General features: G+C 63.6%; 13 protein-coding genes and 1 pseudogene (1 of these 14 only partly in view). 5 read left to right on the forward strand and 9 right to left on the reverse strand.

The annotated features are described in order from the left end of the window. Nucleotides 1-96: the 3' portion of a hemerythrin domain-containing protein gene (locus tag SALB1_RS14760; RefSeq protein WP_109994536.1), read on the forward strand. The gene continues 492 nt to the left of window position 1, outside the view; only the last 96 of its 588 coding nucleotides appear in the window; its start codon lies beyond the left edge, outside the window; the stop codon is at nucleotides 94-96. A 194-nt stretch (nucleotides 97-290) separates the two neighbouring features. Here the strand turns inward: SALB1_RS14760 and SALB1_RS14765 are convergent, their stop codons facing one another. The 6 genes from SALB1_RS14765 to SALB1_RS14795 form a co-directional block, all read right to left on the reverse strand. Further along, complete coding sequence (locus SALB1_RS14765) at nucleotides 291-1,427, reverse strand: glutathione S-transferase family protein (RefSeq protein WP_109994537.1); 1,137 nt, start codon at nucleotides 1,425-1,427, stop codon at nucleotides 291-293. A 124-nt stretch (nucleotides 1,428-1,551) separates the two neighbouring features. Next, nucleotides 1,552-2,907, reverse strand: coding sequence for an MFS transporter (locus tag SALB1_RS14770; protein WP_109994538.1), 1,356 nt, complete (start codon nucleotides 2,905-2,907; stop codon nucleotides 1,552-1,554). A gap of 276 nt (nucleotides 2,908-3,183) precedes the next feature. Further along, a complete protein-coding gene (locus tag SALB1_RS14775; RefSeq protein ID WP_109994539.1) occupies nucleotides 3,184-4,257 on the reverse strand; it encodes an NAD(P)-dependent alcohol dehydrogenase in 1,074 nt (357 codons plus the stop codon). Nucleotides 4,258-4,564: 307 nt separating this feature from the next. Then, nucleotides 4,565-5,668 carry an acyl-CoA desaturase gene (locus SALB1_RS14780; protein WP_109994540.1) on the reverse strand — a complete coding sequence of 368 codons (1,104 nt, stop codon included), beginning with the start codon at nucleotides 5,666-5,668 and terminating at the stop codon, nucleotides 4,565-4,567. Nucleotides 5,669-5,732: 64 nt separating this feature from the next. Further along, the gene (locus SALB1_RS14785; RefSeq protein ID WP_109995472.1) at nucleotides 5,733-6,794 is read right to left on the reverse strand and encodes a ferredoxin reductase; all 1,062 of its coding nucleotides are present in this window, start codon (nucleotides 6,792-6,794) and stop codon (nucleotides 5,733-5,735) included. A gap of 309 nt (nucleotides 6,795-7,103) precedes the next feature. Then, nucleotides 7,104-8,018, reverse strand: coding sequence for a LysR family transcriptional regulator (locus tag SALB1_RS14795; RefSeq protein ID WP_109994542.1), 915 nt, complete (start codon nucleotides 8,016-8,018; stop codon nucleotides 7,104-7,106). Between the two features lie 102 nt (nucleotides 8,019-8,120). On the opposite strand from SALB1_RS14795, the gene ilvD reads away from it, so the two are divergent. Further along, the gene (gene ilvD / locus SALB1_RS14800; protein ID WP_109994543.1) at nucleotides 8,121-9,971 is read left to right on the forward strand and encodes a dihydroxy-acid dehydratase; all 1,851 of its coding nucleotides are present in this window, start codon (nucleotides 8,121-8,123) and stop codon (nucleotides 9,969-9,971) included. Nucleotides 9,972-10,106: 135 nt separating this feature from the next. On the opposite strand, the pseudogene SALB1_RS19995 reads toward ilvD, so the two are convergent. The 3 genes and pseudogenes from SALB1_RS19995 to SALB1_RS14810 all read right to left on the reverse strand — a co-directional run. After that, nucleotides 10,107-10,223, reverse strand: a pseudogene (locus tag SALB1_RS19995) (IS3 family transposase); the annotation flags it as partial. A 56-nt stretch (nucleotides 10,224-10,279) separates the two neighbouring features. After that, a complete protein-coding gene (locus SALB1_RS14805; RefSeq protein WP_109994544.1) occupies nucleotides 10,280-11,500 on the reverse strand; it encodes an MFS transporter in 1,221 nt (406 codons plus the stop codon). Continuing rightward, the gene (locus tag SALB1_RS14810; protein ID WP_109994545.1) at nucleotides 11,500-12,093 is read right to left on the reverse strand and encodes a TetR/AcrR family transcriptional regulator; all 594 of its coding nucleotides are present in this window, start codon (nucleotides 12,091-12,093) and stop codon (nucleotides 11,500-11,502) included. Before SALB1_RS14810 ends, SALB1_RS14805 begins: the two co-directional genes overlap by 1 nt. A gap of 825 nt (nucleotides 12,094-12,918) precedes the next feature. Here SALB1_RS14810 and SALB1_RS14815 point away from each other — a divergent pair. The 3 genes from SALB1_RS14815 to SALB1_RS14825 all read left to right on the forward strand — a co-directional run bounded on the left by SALB1_RS14815 (nucleotide 12,919) and on the right by SALB1_RS14825 (nucleotide 15,927). Further along, complete coding sequence (locus tag SALB1_RS14815; protein WP_158590761.1) at nucleotides 12,919-14,208, forward strand: ABC transporter substrate-binding protein; 1,290 nt, start codon at nucleotides 12,919-12,921, stop codon at nucleotides 14,206-14,208. 102 nt (nucleotides 14,209-14,310) lie between these two features. Continuing rightward, nucleotides 14,311-14,787 carry a YbaK/EbsC family protein gene (locus tag SALB1_RS14820; RefSeq protein WP_109994547.1) on the forward strand — a complete coding sequence of 159 codons (477 nt, stop codon included), beginning with the start codon at nucleotides 14,311-14,313 and terminating at the stop codon, nucleotides 14,785-14,787. A gap of 387 nt (nucleotides 14,788-15,174) precedes the next feature. Continuing rightward, a complete protein-coding gene (locus SALB1_RS14825; protein WP_109994548.1) occupies nucleotides 15,175-15,927 on the forward strand; it encodes a sulfite exporter TauE/SafE family protein in 753 nt (250 codons plus the stop codon). The last annotated feature ends 276 nt before the right edge of the window (nucleotides 15,928-16,203 follow it).

Genomic DNA, 16,203 nt, shown 5'->3' on the forward strand with positions numbered 1-16,203 from the left:
GATCGATTACTCGCATTACTCGCCCAGCATCTGACTGACGAAGAGGATCTGGTGATCCCCGGCATGCTCGAATATACCGAGCGGCCGCTGCGGTAGCGCCCGACCATCGGGGGCTGAGCGGTTACATTATTTGGCGCCCGAAGTATTTCTTTTATTTGCGCTCATTCGCGTACATTTGCGGATAAAATGCCCTTCTTACTCAGTCAGCTAAGTGTCGTACATGATCAACGGCCAAGAAACAGACTGATGCTTCCACTACGACGATTCTGATGGGATGCCCGGGTACGTTGTCAGCGACTGGTCGCCGTCTGACTCGGGCCGGGCGCCGCCACGAGGCGATTATTCTCGCGACGCAATCGGGTCGGGATGTCCATCGACAGCGCTTCGAGGCCGCCGGTTTCACGCAGCAGGTCGTCGACCGATGCGCGCTCGGCAGGCGCCAATGAGGCATAGAAATCGATGGCCCGTTGCAGCATCCATTGCGGATAGGGCATGAGGGCGCGCTCGCCTTCAGTTCCATTCAGCCTGAAACGATGGCTGCCGATTTGCCGTGGCAGTCGTTCCCCGGGATGGGCCTGCGTCCACGAGGCCACTGCGGCCACGGTATCCCGAAGCACGGGAAACTGTTCGGCGAATTGCCGGCGCAGGATGGGCAAGAGCGTTTCCGGAATCGCGTCGCCTTGCATCCAGGTGCCGCAGGGTGGGTTGAAGTCGAACATGCGCTCCACCCAGCGAGCGACCGAGGGCGCCCGCTGGCGCATGAGCCGGCCCGGTGCCGGGTCCCGGTACAAATGGGCGTAGAGCGGCGCGATCAGGCCGAAATCGGCGAGAGAGGCGCGGTCTCCCAATGCATAGCGGTGCGCGGAGAAGTGGGTTTCCAGGTCATCCAGCAATGCTTCATAGCTGCGCTCGATCGCCGGCACGGTTTCGGGATGGATGCCGAGCGTGGGCAGCATCGCGGCGAACCGGTCGGCATGGCGGCGGGCGATCAGGCGGCGGAGAAAGGCCGGCGCCCAAGGCAGGGCAACGCGGCCGAACTCGGCCAGCAGGAATTTCCGGTTCTGGCGGGGATAATTCCAGCGATAGTGCATGGCCGGGATCAATAGCCATTCGTCGGCGTATAGTTCGAGCAGCAGCGCGGTCAAACGCTGTTTCGCGGTCGGCGGGTATACCGAGCGTGCCGGTTCGCGGGCCTCGATGGTATCGATGATGGCGGTCGTATCCTGAATGAATTGGCCCTCCGGCGTTTCGACCACTGGTATGAAGGCCACACCGGTCTTCGGCACGATGATTCGCTTGTACACCCGTAATGTTGACAGGCGCTCGCGGTACGCGAGCCCCTTGTATCGCAGATAAGCGCGCGCCTTGCCGGTATAGAGTGAAAACGCCGTGCCATAGAGCGTGTATACAGAATCATCCTTTGCCATATTGGGTCCGCGCGTCTTGCGAGGGTGGGTTCGGGCCTGCCGTTAAAGCCCGGATACGCCGGCCTGCAACGGGCACGGCCAGGCTGGCGGCCGTGCCCGTTCGGGCGCCCGGGTGCGGGGCGAATCAGCGCTTGCGATCGGCCGCGTAAGGGTGACCGATGGCGTGCGTATCCGGCCGGTGGAATAGCAGCGTCAGGATGACCGACGATACCGCCAATGCGGTCAACAGGAAGAATGCATCGGCGAAACTGCCCTGGCTGCCGACCACCCACCCGGTGATGGCAGGCGCGAGGAAGCCGGCGATCGCGAAGCCGAAATCCATGATGCCGAGCGCGGTCGCCGAGCGATCGGGCGCGATATCGACATTCACGGCGTAGTAGGCGGAGTTGGCGCCCATCGAAGCCGCCAGCGCGATGGTGATCAGAATCAGTGACAGCGTCAGGCTGGACGAAAACGCGACCGGCAGGATGGCGACCGCCGCAATCGCTTGCGTTCCGGCGATCAGATAACTCCGGGCCGGCCGGAGGCGGCGGCTGCGTTTAAGCAGCCGGTCGGAGAAATGCCCGAGGCTGAATAGCACCACTGCGGCCGCGGCCCACGGCACGACCGAAAACCAGCCGACGGCCGATACACTCAGGTGAAAGACCTTTTCCAGGTAACCGGGCAGCCAGGTCATGAAGAAAAACAGAAAATAACCGAACACGAAAAAAGCCCAGTAGTTCGCCAGCAAGGTCGGATTGGTCATCAGGCGGCGCCAGGAGGTCGAGGTGGCACCATTGGCCTCGGCGGGCGCGGCGTCGTCGTTCTCGTCGGCCGTCGAATCGCTGTGCTCGCCTAGGCGGCGTACCTCTTTCAACTCGGCTTCGTTGACGAAGCCGGATTGTTCCGGCCGGTCGCGGAACAGTAGCCACCACAATGGCAGCCAGATAAAGCTGACCACACCCAGTACAAAGAACATACCGCGCCAGCCCAGCCACGCGATCAGGCTGGAGACCACCGGTGCGCCGATGGCCAGCGAGACCGGGACGGCGGTCAGCGAGGAACCCATCGCCCGGCCGCGTTCGCGCGGCGACAACCAGCGGCTGATGGCCCCGGTCATGCCGGGAAACATCGGGCCCTCGGCCAAACCCAGTGCTGCCCGAGCGACCAAGGCCAGCGTGAAGCCCTGGACCAGGCCGGTGCCGCCGATCGACACGACCCAAAGAGCGACCGAGACTGCGAGAACGATGCGCGGGCCGAAGCGATCGACCAGTATGCCGCCAAGGAAGGTGGTCAACGCATAACCGATGCCGAATGCCCCGAGCACCAGACCGCGCTGTGAATCGCCAATGCCGAGTTCCTTCGCCATTGGTCCGATCGCATAGGAGATCGCCGAGCGATCGATATAATTGATGATGATGATGGCGAAAAGAAGTGCAACCACCACCCAGCGGTAATGGGTGGCCGCGGGCGCACCCTGCGCTGCCTGTGCCTGACTCATGTCCTGTTCCCGTGTTTGTATCTAACGTGCTGAATGAATCACGTACAAGATATCAGCGGGTCGCGACGTCGTGGTCGATTCGGGCACATCTCCGGACCGCAGTCGCCCGTTCTGCCCGTCGCCTGGCCCGGGAACTGTCGGCGGTCGCGGCGAGTCGCTTGCGCCGTCCCGTCACGACGGCGCGCCGGGCGTGCACTGCAAACAGGCGCCCGGCGCGTGGTTTCGACCCCGGCCCGGGCGAGTGCCGCAGCCCACGCCGCCCGATCGGGATAGGCGCTAAGGGGTGATGGCGATCTTGAGTACGCCATCCTGCTGATGCGAGAAGAGGTCGTAGGCTGCCTCGATGTCATCCAGCTTGTAGCGATGTGTGACCAACGGCGCCAGGTCGACGCGTCCCGACGCCACCACGTTGAGCAGGCGGCGCATGCGTTCCTTGCCGCCGGGGCAGAGCGTGGTCACGATGCGGTTATCGCCCAGACCGGCACTGAATGCGCTCAGAGGAATGGTCAGATCCTGGGAATACACGCCTAGGCTGGACAACGTACCGCCGGGGCGAAGCACGCTGAGGGCGGACTCGAAGGTGTTCTGTGTGCCCAGCGCTTCGATGGCCACGTCCACGCCCCGGCCATCGGTCAGCGAGCGGATGGTCTCGACTGGATCGTCCTTGTTGAAGTCGATCACCGTGTCGGCGCCGAGGCGTCGGGCGACGGCCAGCCGTTCCGGCACCGTGTCCACCACGATGATTCGCGCAGCGCCCTGCAGACGTGCGCCCGCGGTGGCGCAAAGCCCGATCGGGCCCTGGGCGAATATCGCCACGGTATCGCCGATGCGAATCTTGCCGCTTTCCGCACCGGAAAAGCCGGTCGACATGATGTCCGGGCACATCAAGACCTGCTCGCCGGTGAGGTCGTCGGGAATCGGCGCCAGGTTCGCCATGGCATCCGGTACGCGGACGTATTCGGCCTGGCAGCCGTCGATGGTATTGCCGAAACGCCAGCCGCCCATCGTTTTCCAGCCATGCGGCGCGCCGCAGCCGCATTGCGAATGACAGCCATCCAACGAGGCATAGCTCGTACCGTCGGGCGTGATTGCACCGGCGATGACGCGCTGGCCCTCGGTATAGCCGGTCACCTGGGCCCCGAGCTTCTCAATCACGCCCACCGGTTCATGGCCGATCGTCAGTCCGCGGGCGACCGGGTATTCACCCTTGAGAATATGTACGTCGGTGCCGCATATGGTGGTCGTCGTGATGCGTATCAACGCATCGAGCGGGCCAATGTCGGGGATCGGCTTGTCTTCGAGTACGATACGGCCGGGTTCGACAAATACGGCGGCTTTCATCTGGCTCATGGCGGGCGACTCCGGGTCTGTAATCGGCAAACACGCCGACAGGAGTACAGGATGCGCGCCATTGCGCCCGCCGCATGTTGATCTGCGTCATCTCGCGCCATGATCGGGCGGCAGTGGCGGCCATGCGGCGTGGCGCCCAGTCGCCGCACCTCGGGTTACAGCGCGTTGCCCGGTTCCGCTTGGCGCAACATCACGCGGGCTGCGGGGCGGAAACTTACGTTACAGCACATCAGCCGAAGCCGGTCGGGCTGTTCCTGCCAGCGCACAGTAGACGCGGGCTTGTCCGGCCATCGCTCGTGTTATTGCATCAGGCCGCTTCGGCGAAGTCGGCGGCTGTGTTTGTCACGCGTCGGCGGCGACGTCCGGGCAACGACATGCGCAGAATGCGTCGCGCCACACCACCGGCCTGGCGTGCCAGCGAGCCCGTGTTGTAGTTGATGCCGTACTCTGCGCAGAGCGCCTGGACCCGCGGGGCGATCTCGCGATAGCGATGCGAGGGCATATCGGGAAACAGATGATGCTCGATCTGATAGCTCAAATGGCCGGACAGCACATGAAACGGCACCGAGCCCGTCAGGTTGGACGATCCCAGCAATTGTCGCAGATACCATTGTCCACGGCTCTCGTCGGTGGCTTCGGCCCGGTCGTACATCTCGACTTCGTCGGTGAAATGCCCGCAGAAGATGATCAGAAACGACCAGATATTGCGTGTGAAATTAGCCGAGAGATTACCTGCCAGCACCGGTGCGAACAGCGGGCCCGCCAGAGTCGGGAACAGCAGGTAGTCCTTGAGCAACTGGCCGCGCACCTTGGCCAGGATCTGGCCGGCCTGGGCGCGCATGTCCTTCCAGCTCTTGTCGCGGCCCAGACGCTCGAACTCCAGGTCGTGTAGTGCCACGCCCCACTGGAAGAACGCCGCCAGCAACAGCGCGATGCCGGGCTGGGCCAGGAATCGTGGCTCCCACGCCTGATCTTCGCTCACGCGCAACAGGGTGTAGCCGAGATCGCGATCCAGATCGACGATATTGGTGAACGTATGGTGCACATAGTTGTGTGAGTGCTTCCACTGTGCCGATGGGCAGGTGTTGTCCCATTCGTAGGTGGCCGAATCGAGGGCCGGATCGTTCATCCAGTCCCACTGTCCGTGCATGACGTTGTGCCCGATCTCCATGTTCTCGAGGATTTTCGACAGCGCCAGCAACGAGGTCCCCGCCAGCCAGGCCGGCGGCAACAGGCCGGCGAACAGCAGCGCGCGGCCCGCGACCTCGCTGGCACGCTGGGTTCGTAGCACGCGAAGGATGTAGCGCGCGTCGCGCTCGCCGAGATCGCTCATGACGTCATCGCGAATCTGGTCTAGCGCTTGACCGAACGCGGTCAGATCGGCCTCGCTCAGATGGGTGGGCTTGCTCATGACAAAGTGTCCCCGAACGCGCCGGGCGTTCCGTGGTGAAAATGTGAGAAGAAATATTGGCGGATCAGAAATCGATCGCTACGTCGCCTGCGGCGGCGTGGATACAAAGCTGGAGATCGGTGTCGCGCACCTGCCGGACCCGATCGGTGCGCAGATCCCGCACCGTGCCCTCGGCGATATGACATTTACAAGCGTGGCATATGCCCATTCGGCAGCCATACGGCGGCGACAAGCCTGCGTCTTCGGCGATTTCGAGCAGTGAGCCGTGTTCGCCCGATGCCGCGATGTCGCTTTTCAGGAATTGCACTGCCCCCTGACCGTGGGCGCTGGCCCGTCGGCTGGCCGCGAACTGCTCACGATGCAACGGCGCGCTCGAACGTGCGGCGATCAGCGTTTCGGCGGTATCCATGAAACCGGCCGGCCCGCAGAGCCAGGTCTCGCGCTCGGCCAGATCCGGCACCTGGGCATCCAGCGCGGCGGCATCGAGTCGCGCACCGCCGGCACCGGTAAATACGGTAATCGACTGCAGCCGCGCGTGCTCGGCCGCCAATGCCTCGAGTTCGTCCGCATAGATCATGTCGACCGGCGCGCGAGCGTAATGCAGAAAGACAATGTCGGTAGACGCGCCGTGTGACAGCCACGTCCGCAGCACACTCATCACCGGCGTGATGCCGCTGCCGGCACTCAACAACAGCGCCTTGGCCGGCGCCTGCGACCGCGGACAGAAATCACCTTCGGCCGGGCTCAGATACAGCAACTGGCCGCGTTGCGCCTGGTCCACCAGATAATTGCTGACGCGGCCGGCACCGTTTCGCTTGACGGTGATTTCGATCAACGGTTCGTCTGGAGCGCTCGCGATAGAAAAACAGCGGCTGTGACGAGCGCCGTCCAGCGTCAGGCCGACCAATACGTGCTGACCGGCGTGATGGCCACGCCAATTGCTGTTCGGCTCGATCGCAAGCGTGACGCTGTCGGGCGTCTGACGCACAGCATGCACGACGCGTCCGCGCGGCTCGGCCAGCGATAAACGATCGTCGATCAGCGCCAGGTAGTCGTCCACCGAGGACGGATGGGCCAGCGCCCGGGCCAGCGAACTGCCGAGCATCCGCTTGACGATCGGATTCAAGGGTTTCGTGTCATGTTTGTGTACACATGTGCACATTAAGCGCAATGACAGGCCGCGTCAATGCGCGTGGTGAGGGCGGCGACATCGAGCACCCGCGCGCGCCGGATGACAGTCGCCGCAACGCCGGCACGCGCCCGTTTGAGGCCGTGCGGGCTCCGGTCATAGCAGCCGACCGTACCGAAACCGCGCCCGCCGAATGGTTGAAATCCGGCCACGTTGCGCCCGCGATCGATCGGGCCCCGGCTGGCCTGCACGCCAGCTTGGTTGACCGCGACCGCATGCCGGGCCGGGCAAGCGGTAAGGGCGGATTCAGTCGCTGGTGTTGTCGGCTCGATCCAATACCTGGAGCAGGTTGGCGAGTGTGGCGCTTGGATCATCGCGCCGCCAGGCAACGCCAGTGTCCAGTTGTGGCGGATGGCAGGCAAGCGGCACATAACGAATACCGGTGCGGGCCAGATGACGCAGCGACTCCGGCACCAGCGCGATACCCAGGCCGGCGGAGACGAGGCTGATGATGGTCTGCATCTGAATCGCGTGCTGGACAATATCGGCCTGGCCGCCGCACTCCAGATAATAGTTCGTCACCAGGTCGTAGAACGACGGCGCGACCTGACGCGGAAACACGATCAACGGCGACGTGACCACGGCATCCGGCGAAAGCTGTCCCCGGGTCAGCGTCAGCCGCCCGTTGGCGATCCATTGTTCCGGCACGGCCGCCATCAACGGTTCCGACATGAGCCGGCGATAAGCCAGCTTGACGGGCAGTGCGGCATGCGCGGGTGGAATGAGTATTCCGGCGTGGATCTCGCCGCTCAGCAGAGCCGTGATCTGCACATCGCTGGTGGCTTCGGTCAGCGCCAGGTCGACGTTGGGGTAGAGCGTGCGGAAGCGCTGGACCAGAGTCGGCAACAGGCTGTAATCGGCGGTGCTGACGAACGCAAGGTTCAAGCGCCCCGTTTCGCCGCGCCGGATGCGCCGTGCCGTTTCCGGCAGGGCATCCACCGCCGCCAGCGCGGCGCGCACGGGCTCCAGCCATGCCTCGCCGAAAGGGGTCAGCGCCACGGACCGTTTGGTGCGCATGAACAGCGCAGCGCCGAGTTCGCGTTCGAGCGCACGGATCGACTGGCTGAGCGGCGGCTGGGTCATATGCAGCCGCTCGGCCGCCTTGCCGAAATGGAGCGTCTCGGCAACCGCCAGGAAATGCCTGAGCCGTCGCAAATCCATCTGTCATATCCTGTGCGACTTAATAAGGCATAAATAATATATTTCAAAAACCGTACGGCGGGAAATAGCATGGCTGAGTGCGATGAACTGGAGACAAGACCCATGCCTGCCTATCGATCCCGAACCAGTACCCACGGCCGCAACATGGCCGGTGCCCGCGCCCTCTGGCGCGCCACCGGCATGGGCGATTCCGATTTCGGCAAGCCGATCATCGCCATCGCCAACAGCTTTACCCAGTTCGTGCCGGGTCATGTCCATCTGAAAGATCTGGGTCAACTGGTTGCCGGAGAAATCGCCGAAGCCGGCGGCGTGGCCAAGGAATTCAATACCATCGCGGTGGACGACGGCATCGCCATGGGCCACAACGGCATGCTGTATTCGTTGCCGTCGCGTGAATTGATCGCGGACAGCGTGGAATACATGGTCAACGCGCACTGTGCCGATGCGCTGGTGTGCATTTCCAATTGCGACAAGATCACCCCCGGCATGCTCATGGCCGCCATGCGGCTGAACATCCCCACGGTATTCGTCTCCGGCGGGCCGATGGAAGCGGGCAAGGCCGTCATCAAGGGGAGCAGCCGTTCCTTCGACCTGGTCGATGCCATGGTGGTCGCGGCCGACGACAGCTACAGCGACGAGGACGTCGCGACCATCGAGCGCTCCGCCTGCCCCACGTGCGGCTCCTGCTCGGGCATGTTCACCGCCAACTCCATGAACTGTCTGACCGAGGCGCTCGGCCTGGCGCTGCCCGGGAACGGCTCGGTTCTGGCCACCCACAGCGACCGCGAGGCGTTGTTCCGCAATGCCGGTCGGACCATCGTCGATCTGGCGCGCCGTTATTACGAAAACGACGACGAAAGCGCCTTGCCCCGAGGCATCGCCACACGTGCCGCGTTCGAGAACGCCATGAGCCTGGATATCGCCATGGGCGGGTCGACCAACACCGTGCTGCACCTGCTGGCCGCGGCCCGGGAAGGCGAAGTGGCTTTCTCCATCGCCGAGATCGACGCGCTCTCGCGGCGCGTGCCGTGCCTGTGCAAGGTGGCTCCCGCCAAGGCCGACGTGCACATGGAAGACGTGCACCGTGCCGGCAGCATCATGGCCATTCTCGGCGAGCTCGACCGCGCCGGCCTGTTGGATACGTCGCGGCCGACCATCCATTCTTCGAGCCTGGGCGCAGCCCTCGCGCACTGGGACATCATGCGCACCGAAGACGAGGCGGTGCGCAATCTGTATCGCGCCGGCCCCGGCGGTATCCCCAGCCAGACCGCATTCAGCCAGTCGGCCCGCTGGCAAACGCTGGACACCGACCGCGAGACCGGCGTCATCCGCTCGGCCGATCACCCGTTTTCCGCCGACGGCGGGCTCGCCGTGCTGTTCGGAAATCTCGCCCCCGAAGGTTGTATCGTCAAGACCGCGGGCGTGGATGACTCGATCCTCAGCTTCACCGGTGCGGCCCGCGTCTATGAAAGCCAGGATGCCGCTGTGGCCGGCATTCTGTGCAACGAAGTCGCCGCGGGCGAGGTCGTCGTCATTCGCTACGAAGGCCCGAAGGGCGGCCCCGGCATGCAGGAAATGCTGTATCCGACGAGCTATCTCAAATCCAGGGGGCTCGGCAAGGCTTGCGCGCTGATTACCGACGGCCGTTTTTCCGGGGGTACTTCGGGCCTGTCGATCGGCCATGTCTCACCGGAGGCCGCCGAAGGCGGGTTGATCGGTCTGGTCGAGACCGGCGATGCCATCGTCATCGACATCCCCAATCGTACGATTGAACTCCAGGTCGACGACACCACACTGGCGGCGCGGCGTCAGGCGATGGAAGAACAAGGCGCGGGCGCCTGGAAACCCAGCAACCGTCTGCGCAAGGTTTCTCCGGCGCTCAAGGCCTATGCGGCTCTGGCGACCAACGCCTCGAAAGGCGCGGTACGCGACGTCAGCCAGATTATGTCTTGAACACAAGCGGCCGGGCTCGCGACGCCAGCGCACCGAGACCGGTCGGCGTCAATGCGAGCAGGGCGCCGCCGCCCGTCGGCGTTCTCGCGGGAGTTGGCCCAGGCATACCGCGGCCGCGGCGATGCACATGGCCCCGCGCCCCATGTAGAACGTTGTAGAGCCCGCGCCGTGCTCACGGCAGAATTGCGGTACGGGCGTACCGGACCCGGCCGGCTTCAGGATCGTCAGAACCTGGCTGTCGGCGCAACGGATGAGTTCAGGCGAACCCCGCCGGTTTAAATTACGGAAAACGCCACGTCTGATCCGCGTCAGTTGTCGGGCGGATTGCGGTCTTTGGCATCTGACATCCGCCATATATCCGCACTCGGCAAACAAGCGATCACGGCGAGCGTGCCGATGCCGGCGAGATCGAAAACCAAGCCGAGACCAAGATGGTCGGCCGCGTAACCTGCGATGGCCGGGCTGATGAGCTGGCCCGCGGATATCAGAAAGAAGGTGGTGCCAAATCCGGCGGACGGCCGCTCCTGAAACACATGGACGCTCCAGATCCCGAACAGGCCGGTGATCAAGATGAATGTGCTGCCAAAAAGCACGGCCGAAAGCAGCAATGCCCACCACTGACTGGCAAGAAGCCCCAACAAGACACAGGCAGCGGCGTTGGCGAGCAACGCGGCTCGAAACGTGGCCCGCAGGCCAAACCGAGCGACACCGTCGCCGGCGCCGCCACCGGCGACACCGGCCAGGCCGACCAGTATCCAGAACAGCTGGGCGCTTCCCCCGGGTAAGTTGCCCCGTCCTGCGATGTGATCGACTGCAAACGTCCAATACACGGCCGATGTCACGCCGAACAACAGCGCGCCGCCATACAGCGGGATCGCGCGAGGCTGTACGAGCCATTGCCAGCGCAGCGGTTGCGCGGCCCGTGGGTTACCACGGGGCGCCGCTGTGGGCATGATCCGACTATTCCATAGCGTCGCAACGGCCGCGATAGCGGCGAAGGCGAGCCAGGCGAGCTGCCATTGCTGGCCCGCCCAGAGCGCGACGGGCGCGGAAACCATCACGCCGTAACTGGTACCGGAATTGATCAGCGCGTAAGTCCGGCCTTGACGTTCAGGCGTTCGCAACTGCACCACGGCATCCGACAGGGGAGGATACGCAAGCCCTGGACTGGTGCCCGCGAGTACGATACCGGCCGCCAGCCAAGGCACCGACGACGCCAGACCGATCAGTGTCATCCCGCAGGCCGCGGCGAGCCCGCCGGCGATGATTGGCCCTCGGGGCCCCAGTGTGCCGGACAGCGTCGAGCCCAACAGGGTTGCGACCAGATAGCCCGCATAGGAGGCGCTGCCCAACAGGCCGACCATCGCCGTTGAAAGATGGAACTCTGCCTGGATCGCCGGCACGAACAGACCGTAGGTATAGCGGGCCAAACCGTAGGTTGCCGCCACGATCAATAGCCCGGCGCCCACCACGTGAAAAGACGAAGCCGGATCGGCAAGACCGAAGGCGGTTGGCCGGTTGGGTCTCATCACGCTGCGGCCCTCGCGGACAACAGATGCGCAACGGCGCGCCTGGCCGACTCGATCGGCCAGACGGCCTGAAAGTTCTGGCTCTCGACGATCGCACCGTCGTAGAGCAGATAAATGGTGTCAGCGGCAGCGGGCGATGGTTTGGCCTCGCCCTGGACAGCGTCGTGTGCCGCGAGCAATCGCGCGATCAAAGCGCGAACCGCTTCTTTGTGCGCCTTGATCTGCTCGCGTATCGGTGATGCGGGGTCCGGAAACTCGGCAGCCATGTTGACAAACATGCAGCCGCGAAATCCTTCGGCCCGTATCTGATCGTCCCAGAGCGAGAACAGCGCCAGTAACTGGTCGCGCGGATTGGCCTGCGCCGCCAGACGTTGCTCGACCACGGCGAACCAGCGCTCATGGCGACGTTGTACAAAGGCTTCGCCAAGCGCCTGCTTGGACGGAAAATGATGATAGAAACTGGCCTTGGCAACGCCCGCCTCCCGGATGATCTGGTTGATCCCCGTGGCCCGATAGCCTTGGGCGGCGAACAGCCGCGTGGCGGTATCGAGGATGCCGTCGCGGACGACCGCAGTGTGTCGTGGTGAGTGCATGAGTCCATAATAGACAGACCGAATTGTCTGTCAATGCCTACACCGTCGCTTATGGCTACGATCGGTCATGCTCGTTATCGAAATCGGATCGCGAACGGCGATTGGCAGTGCCGGGGCGGTCGGACGAAAGGCGTCGGCACATTGCGGCCCATCAGCCGTTGAAGGGAGGGGGGATCGTGTTGACGAATACTCGGCCGGCACGGACCGGAATAGTCGGCGCGCGAAGAATGGGGCGCGCCACGTATGCGACCTTTGTTTCGTTGCGTCAGGCCGGTATTTATCTGACGGTTAACCGGATGTTCGGGCATTTTGGCGTACTAGCGCCTGTTGCCGTTTCGTGCGAGTCCGCGCCAAGCGCTGTGTTGCGGCAAGACGAGGCGTAGTGCGCGCCGTGCAGTCACTCTGCACAAGCGTGCTACAACACTGGATTGCCGCAACACAGCGCTTGTCCCGAAGGGTTGGGCCGCAAATCGCGCCCGGCGGCGTTGCAAGTCTTGATCGTGGCACGCCACGACCGGCGACTCGCGCCTTGCCGGACACGATTTGTGGTCTCCAACGCGGCGCTCGCACGAAACGGCAACAGGCCCTAGATAAAAAGGGTGCAGACAAATTAACTGTCGGTGATATAGGTGCTCGCACCGTAACCCGACCGCCGAGCCACAGAGCCCGCCGATCGAGCGTCGGATTACGCGCTGCGCGCTAATCCGACCTACCGGCAAAGCATTGTTTTAAATTCGGCAGGCGGAATACGGGTGTGTCTGCACCCTCAAAGCGCAATAAAAATAAAGACACGGCTCGTGGGGCCAGTGTCGCCAGGAGGAGATGATGAAACACCGGCAAATCCTGCGCGCGGCGGCGGCTTTTACCCTGTGCCTGACCGCGACCACGATGATGGCGAGCACGGCGACGGCAGCGCCGACCAAGGGCAAGGTCAGCGTGCTCAACTGGTGGACCTCGGGCTCCGAGGCCAAGTCGATGCACATCCTGCAGCAGATGCTCGCGGACCAGGGCTACAAGATGGTCAACGATGCCGTGTCCGGCGGCGGTGGATCGAACGCCCGTACCGTGCTCAAATCGCGCATCCAGTCGCACAACGTACCCGGGGCGGCACAGATCAAGGGCCCGGAAATCCAGCAATGGTGCAGCACCGGGCTCACCATGAGCATCGATGCGCTCGCCGAGAAGAGCCACTGGGATCAGGTGCTGCCCACGGCGGTATCGAAATACATGAAGTGCGACGGCCATTACGTCGCCGTGCCGTTCAATATTCACCGCACCAACTGGCTGTGGATCAACAAGGCCGTACTCGCCAAGGCCGGTGCCGCGATGCCCACCGATTGGGATTCGTTGGTGGCCGCGCTCAAGAAGATCAAGCAGGCGGGCATCACGCCGATAGCCGGCGGCGGCAACACCTGGCAGGTCGCGACCGAACTCGACGCGATCGCGTTGGCGGCCGGCGGGCCGGATTTCTATCGCAAGGCCTTCGTTGACCTCGATACGAGCGCATTGTCGGGCGACGACATGATCAAGTCGTTCAAACATCTGCGCACAATCCAGCAGTACAGCGATCCGAATGCGCAGGGACTGTCCTGGAATCATGACACCGGCGAAGTGGTACAGGGCAAGGCCGGGATGCAGATCATGGGCGACTGGGCCAAGGGTGAAATCACCAACGCGAACGCCACTCCCGGCAAGGAAATCGCCTGTATCGCCTTCCCCGGCGCGCATACCGGTTACAGCTATCAGTCCGACAGCTTCGAAATGTTTGCGCATTCCAATTCCGACCAGAACGCACAGTACGCCTTCGCCCGTACGGCGCTTTCGCCGAAGTTCCAACGCAAGTTCAACAAGGCCAAGGGGTCGATCCCGGTACGCCAGGATGTCTCGCTCAAGGGATTTGACGCCTGTGCCCACAAGGCGAAGAAGGATTTCAAGGCGGCCGAGAAGAACAACGCGCTGGTGCCCACGTTCTCGCAGGATATGGCGGAGAAAGGCGCGGTCAAGGGCGCGATCTTCGACGTAATCGCCAAGTTCTACAACGATAAGAATATGTCGGCCGAGGACGCGGCCCGGGAAATGGCACACCGGGTCCAGCAGGCCCAGGCGATGTCATAGCCGGCCGGGTCTACCGGTTTCCGTGCCGCCCGCGCTCGTCCCGCTTTTTGACGAACGCTGGGCGAGCGCGGATGTTGGCCCCGGCTTCGTGAGGTGATCCGCATGGCTGAGTTGAGCAGGAGTGCCCGGAAATTCCAGCGTTATCTCGAACAGCAGCAACTGCCGCTGGAAGTGATCGAACTGCCGGCGTCCACGCGTAGCGCCGCGGATGCGGCCGCCGCGCTTGACTGCGATCAGGCTCAGATCGTCAAGTCGATGGTGTTCCGGGCCATCGGCTCGGATGCGCCCGTGGTGGTACTGGCCAGCGGGACCAACCGCGTCGACGAATCCACCATCGCGGAGGCTCTCGGCGAGCGCATCGACAAACCGGACGCGAAATTTGTCAAACAGCGCACCGGGTTTTCGATCGGCGGCGTCGCGCCGATCGGCCACCGCGAACCCTGCGTGGTATTCGTCGACCATGATTTACTGAAACACGACATTCTCTGGGCAGCCGCGGGAACGCCGCATGCTGTATTCCGGGTCGATCGGCCGATCACCGATATTCTCGGCGAGCATCTCATGGTTTCGTTTGGTTAGCCGTGACCGTGCGGCGCAAACACCGGGATTGCCCGCAAGGCGCCCGACCCGAAACGCGTAACGTCCGCAAATGGAGCAGTACCTTCCGCCAAGGGCCGCAGGTGGCGTCCTGTCCGGTGCGCGCGGCGTGCTGGCCGGTCTCTGCGCACCCAGGGAAAACAGGTCACATTCATCGCGCACTTCAAGGACGGCCGCAAACGGCTCGCCACCGCCGATTCGGATACTGTCGCCGAGATCCAGGCCGCCGCATCGTGATACTTGCGCAACGGGCCGGTGGAGCCACCGCCGGAATCGACCGGCCGCCCGTTCAGTCCCGTCGCCCGAAGCAAGTCTTTCCGGGCACAATGCGCGACTCGCGCGGTGTGTTGTGCTCGGAAAGGAAAGACCATGGAACAGACGGTTCTGTTGCTGATCGCGGCTCTGGTCGTGGGCATGTCCAAGGGCGGGCTGGCCTCGGCGGCGGCGATTTCGGTGCCGATGCTGTCGCTGTTCATGAATCCGATCCATGCCGCGGCGCTATTGCTCCCCGTGTACATCGTGACCGACTGGGTCGCGGTGTGGCTCTACCGGCATGAGTATTCGGGCCGGAATCTCGTGATCCTGATTCCGGCCATGCTGCTCGGCGTTGCCGTGGCCACCGTGGTCACGCCGTATACGCCGGAAAGTCTGTTGTTGATCGTCACCGGCCTGATCGGTCTGTGGTATTGCTTGCGCACCTGGCTCCGGCGCGGCGTGGCCGAGCGGACTGAAGCCCGCGTGTTGCCCGGTGTGTTATGGGGCACGATCACCGGGATCACCAGCTTCATTACCCATTCCGGTGGTCCGCCTGCCCAGGCTTATCTCCTGCCGCAACGGCTGCCGAAACTGCAATTCGCCGGCACCATCGCGATCGCGTTCGCGGCCTGCAACCTGGCCAAGCTGCCGGCCTACTGGGAGATCGGTAATCTCCAGGATCTGAACTGGCAGACCACGCTGGCGCTGGCCGCGACCGGCATCGTTGGCACCCGTATCGGGCGTGCGATCTCGCTCGTGCTCTCCGAGAGCAGTTATCGGCGGGTGATCGAAACCATGCTGTTTCTGCTATCGATCATCCTGCTCGGCAAGGGCGGCTGGATGCTGCTGCACCCAACGCTCGCCTGAGGGTGACGCCCCGCGTCCAAGGACAGGATTCCGCGGCCCGGCCCCGAAGGATGCGGTCGCGGCCTGCCGGAGATGCAGACTTGCGACGTCGCATCGGCGAATGAGTAGCCCAAACCGCGGCGACTGGGCTGTGAGGCCGTGTCGTTCGGTATGCCATCGACCCTTTCTAGGGTTTGCAGGATACGGGCGCCGCAACGAACGTTGACCGCTTATCGGGACGGGTTCGTGACGTCCGCCCCGGGGCTGGCACGCCTGCGTTTCGCCAGCCGGACCACG

The organism is Salinisphaera sp. LB1 (assembly GCF_003177035.1).
GTDB lineage: Bacteria > Pseudomonadota > Gammaproteobacteria > Nevskiales > Salinisphaeraceae > Salinisphaera.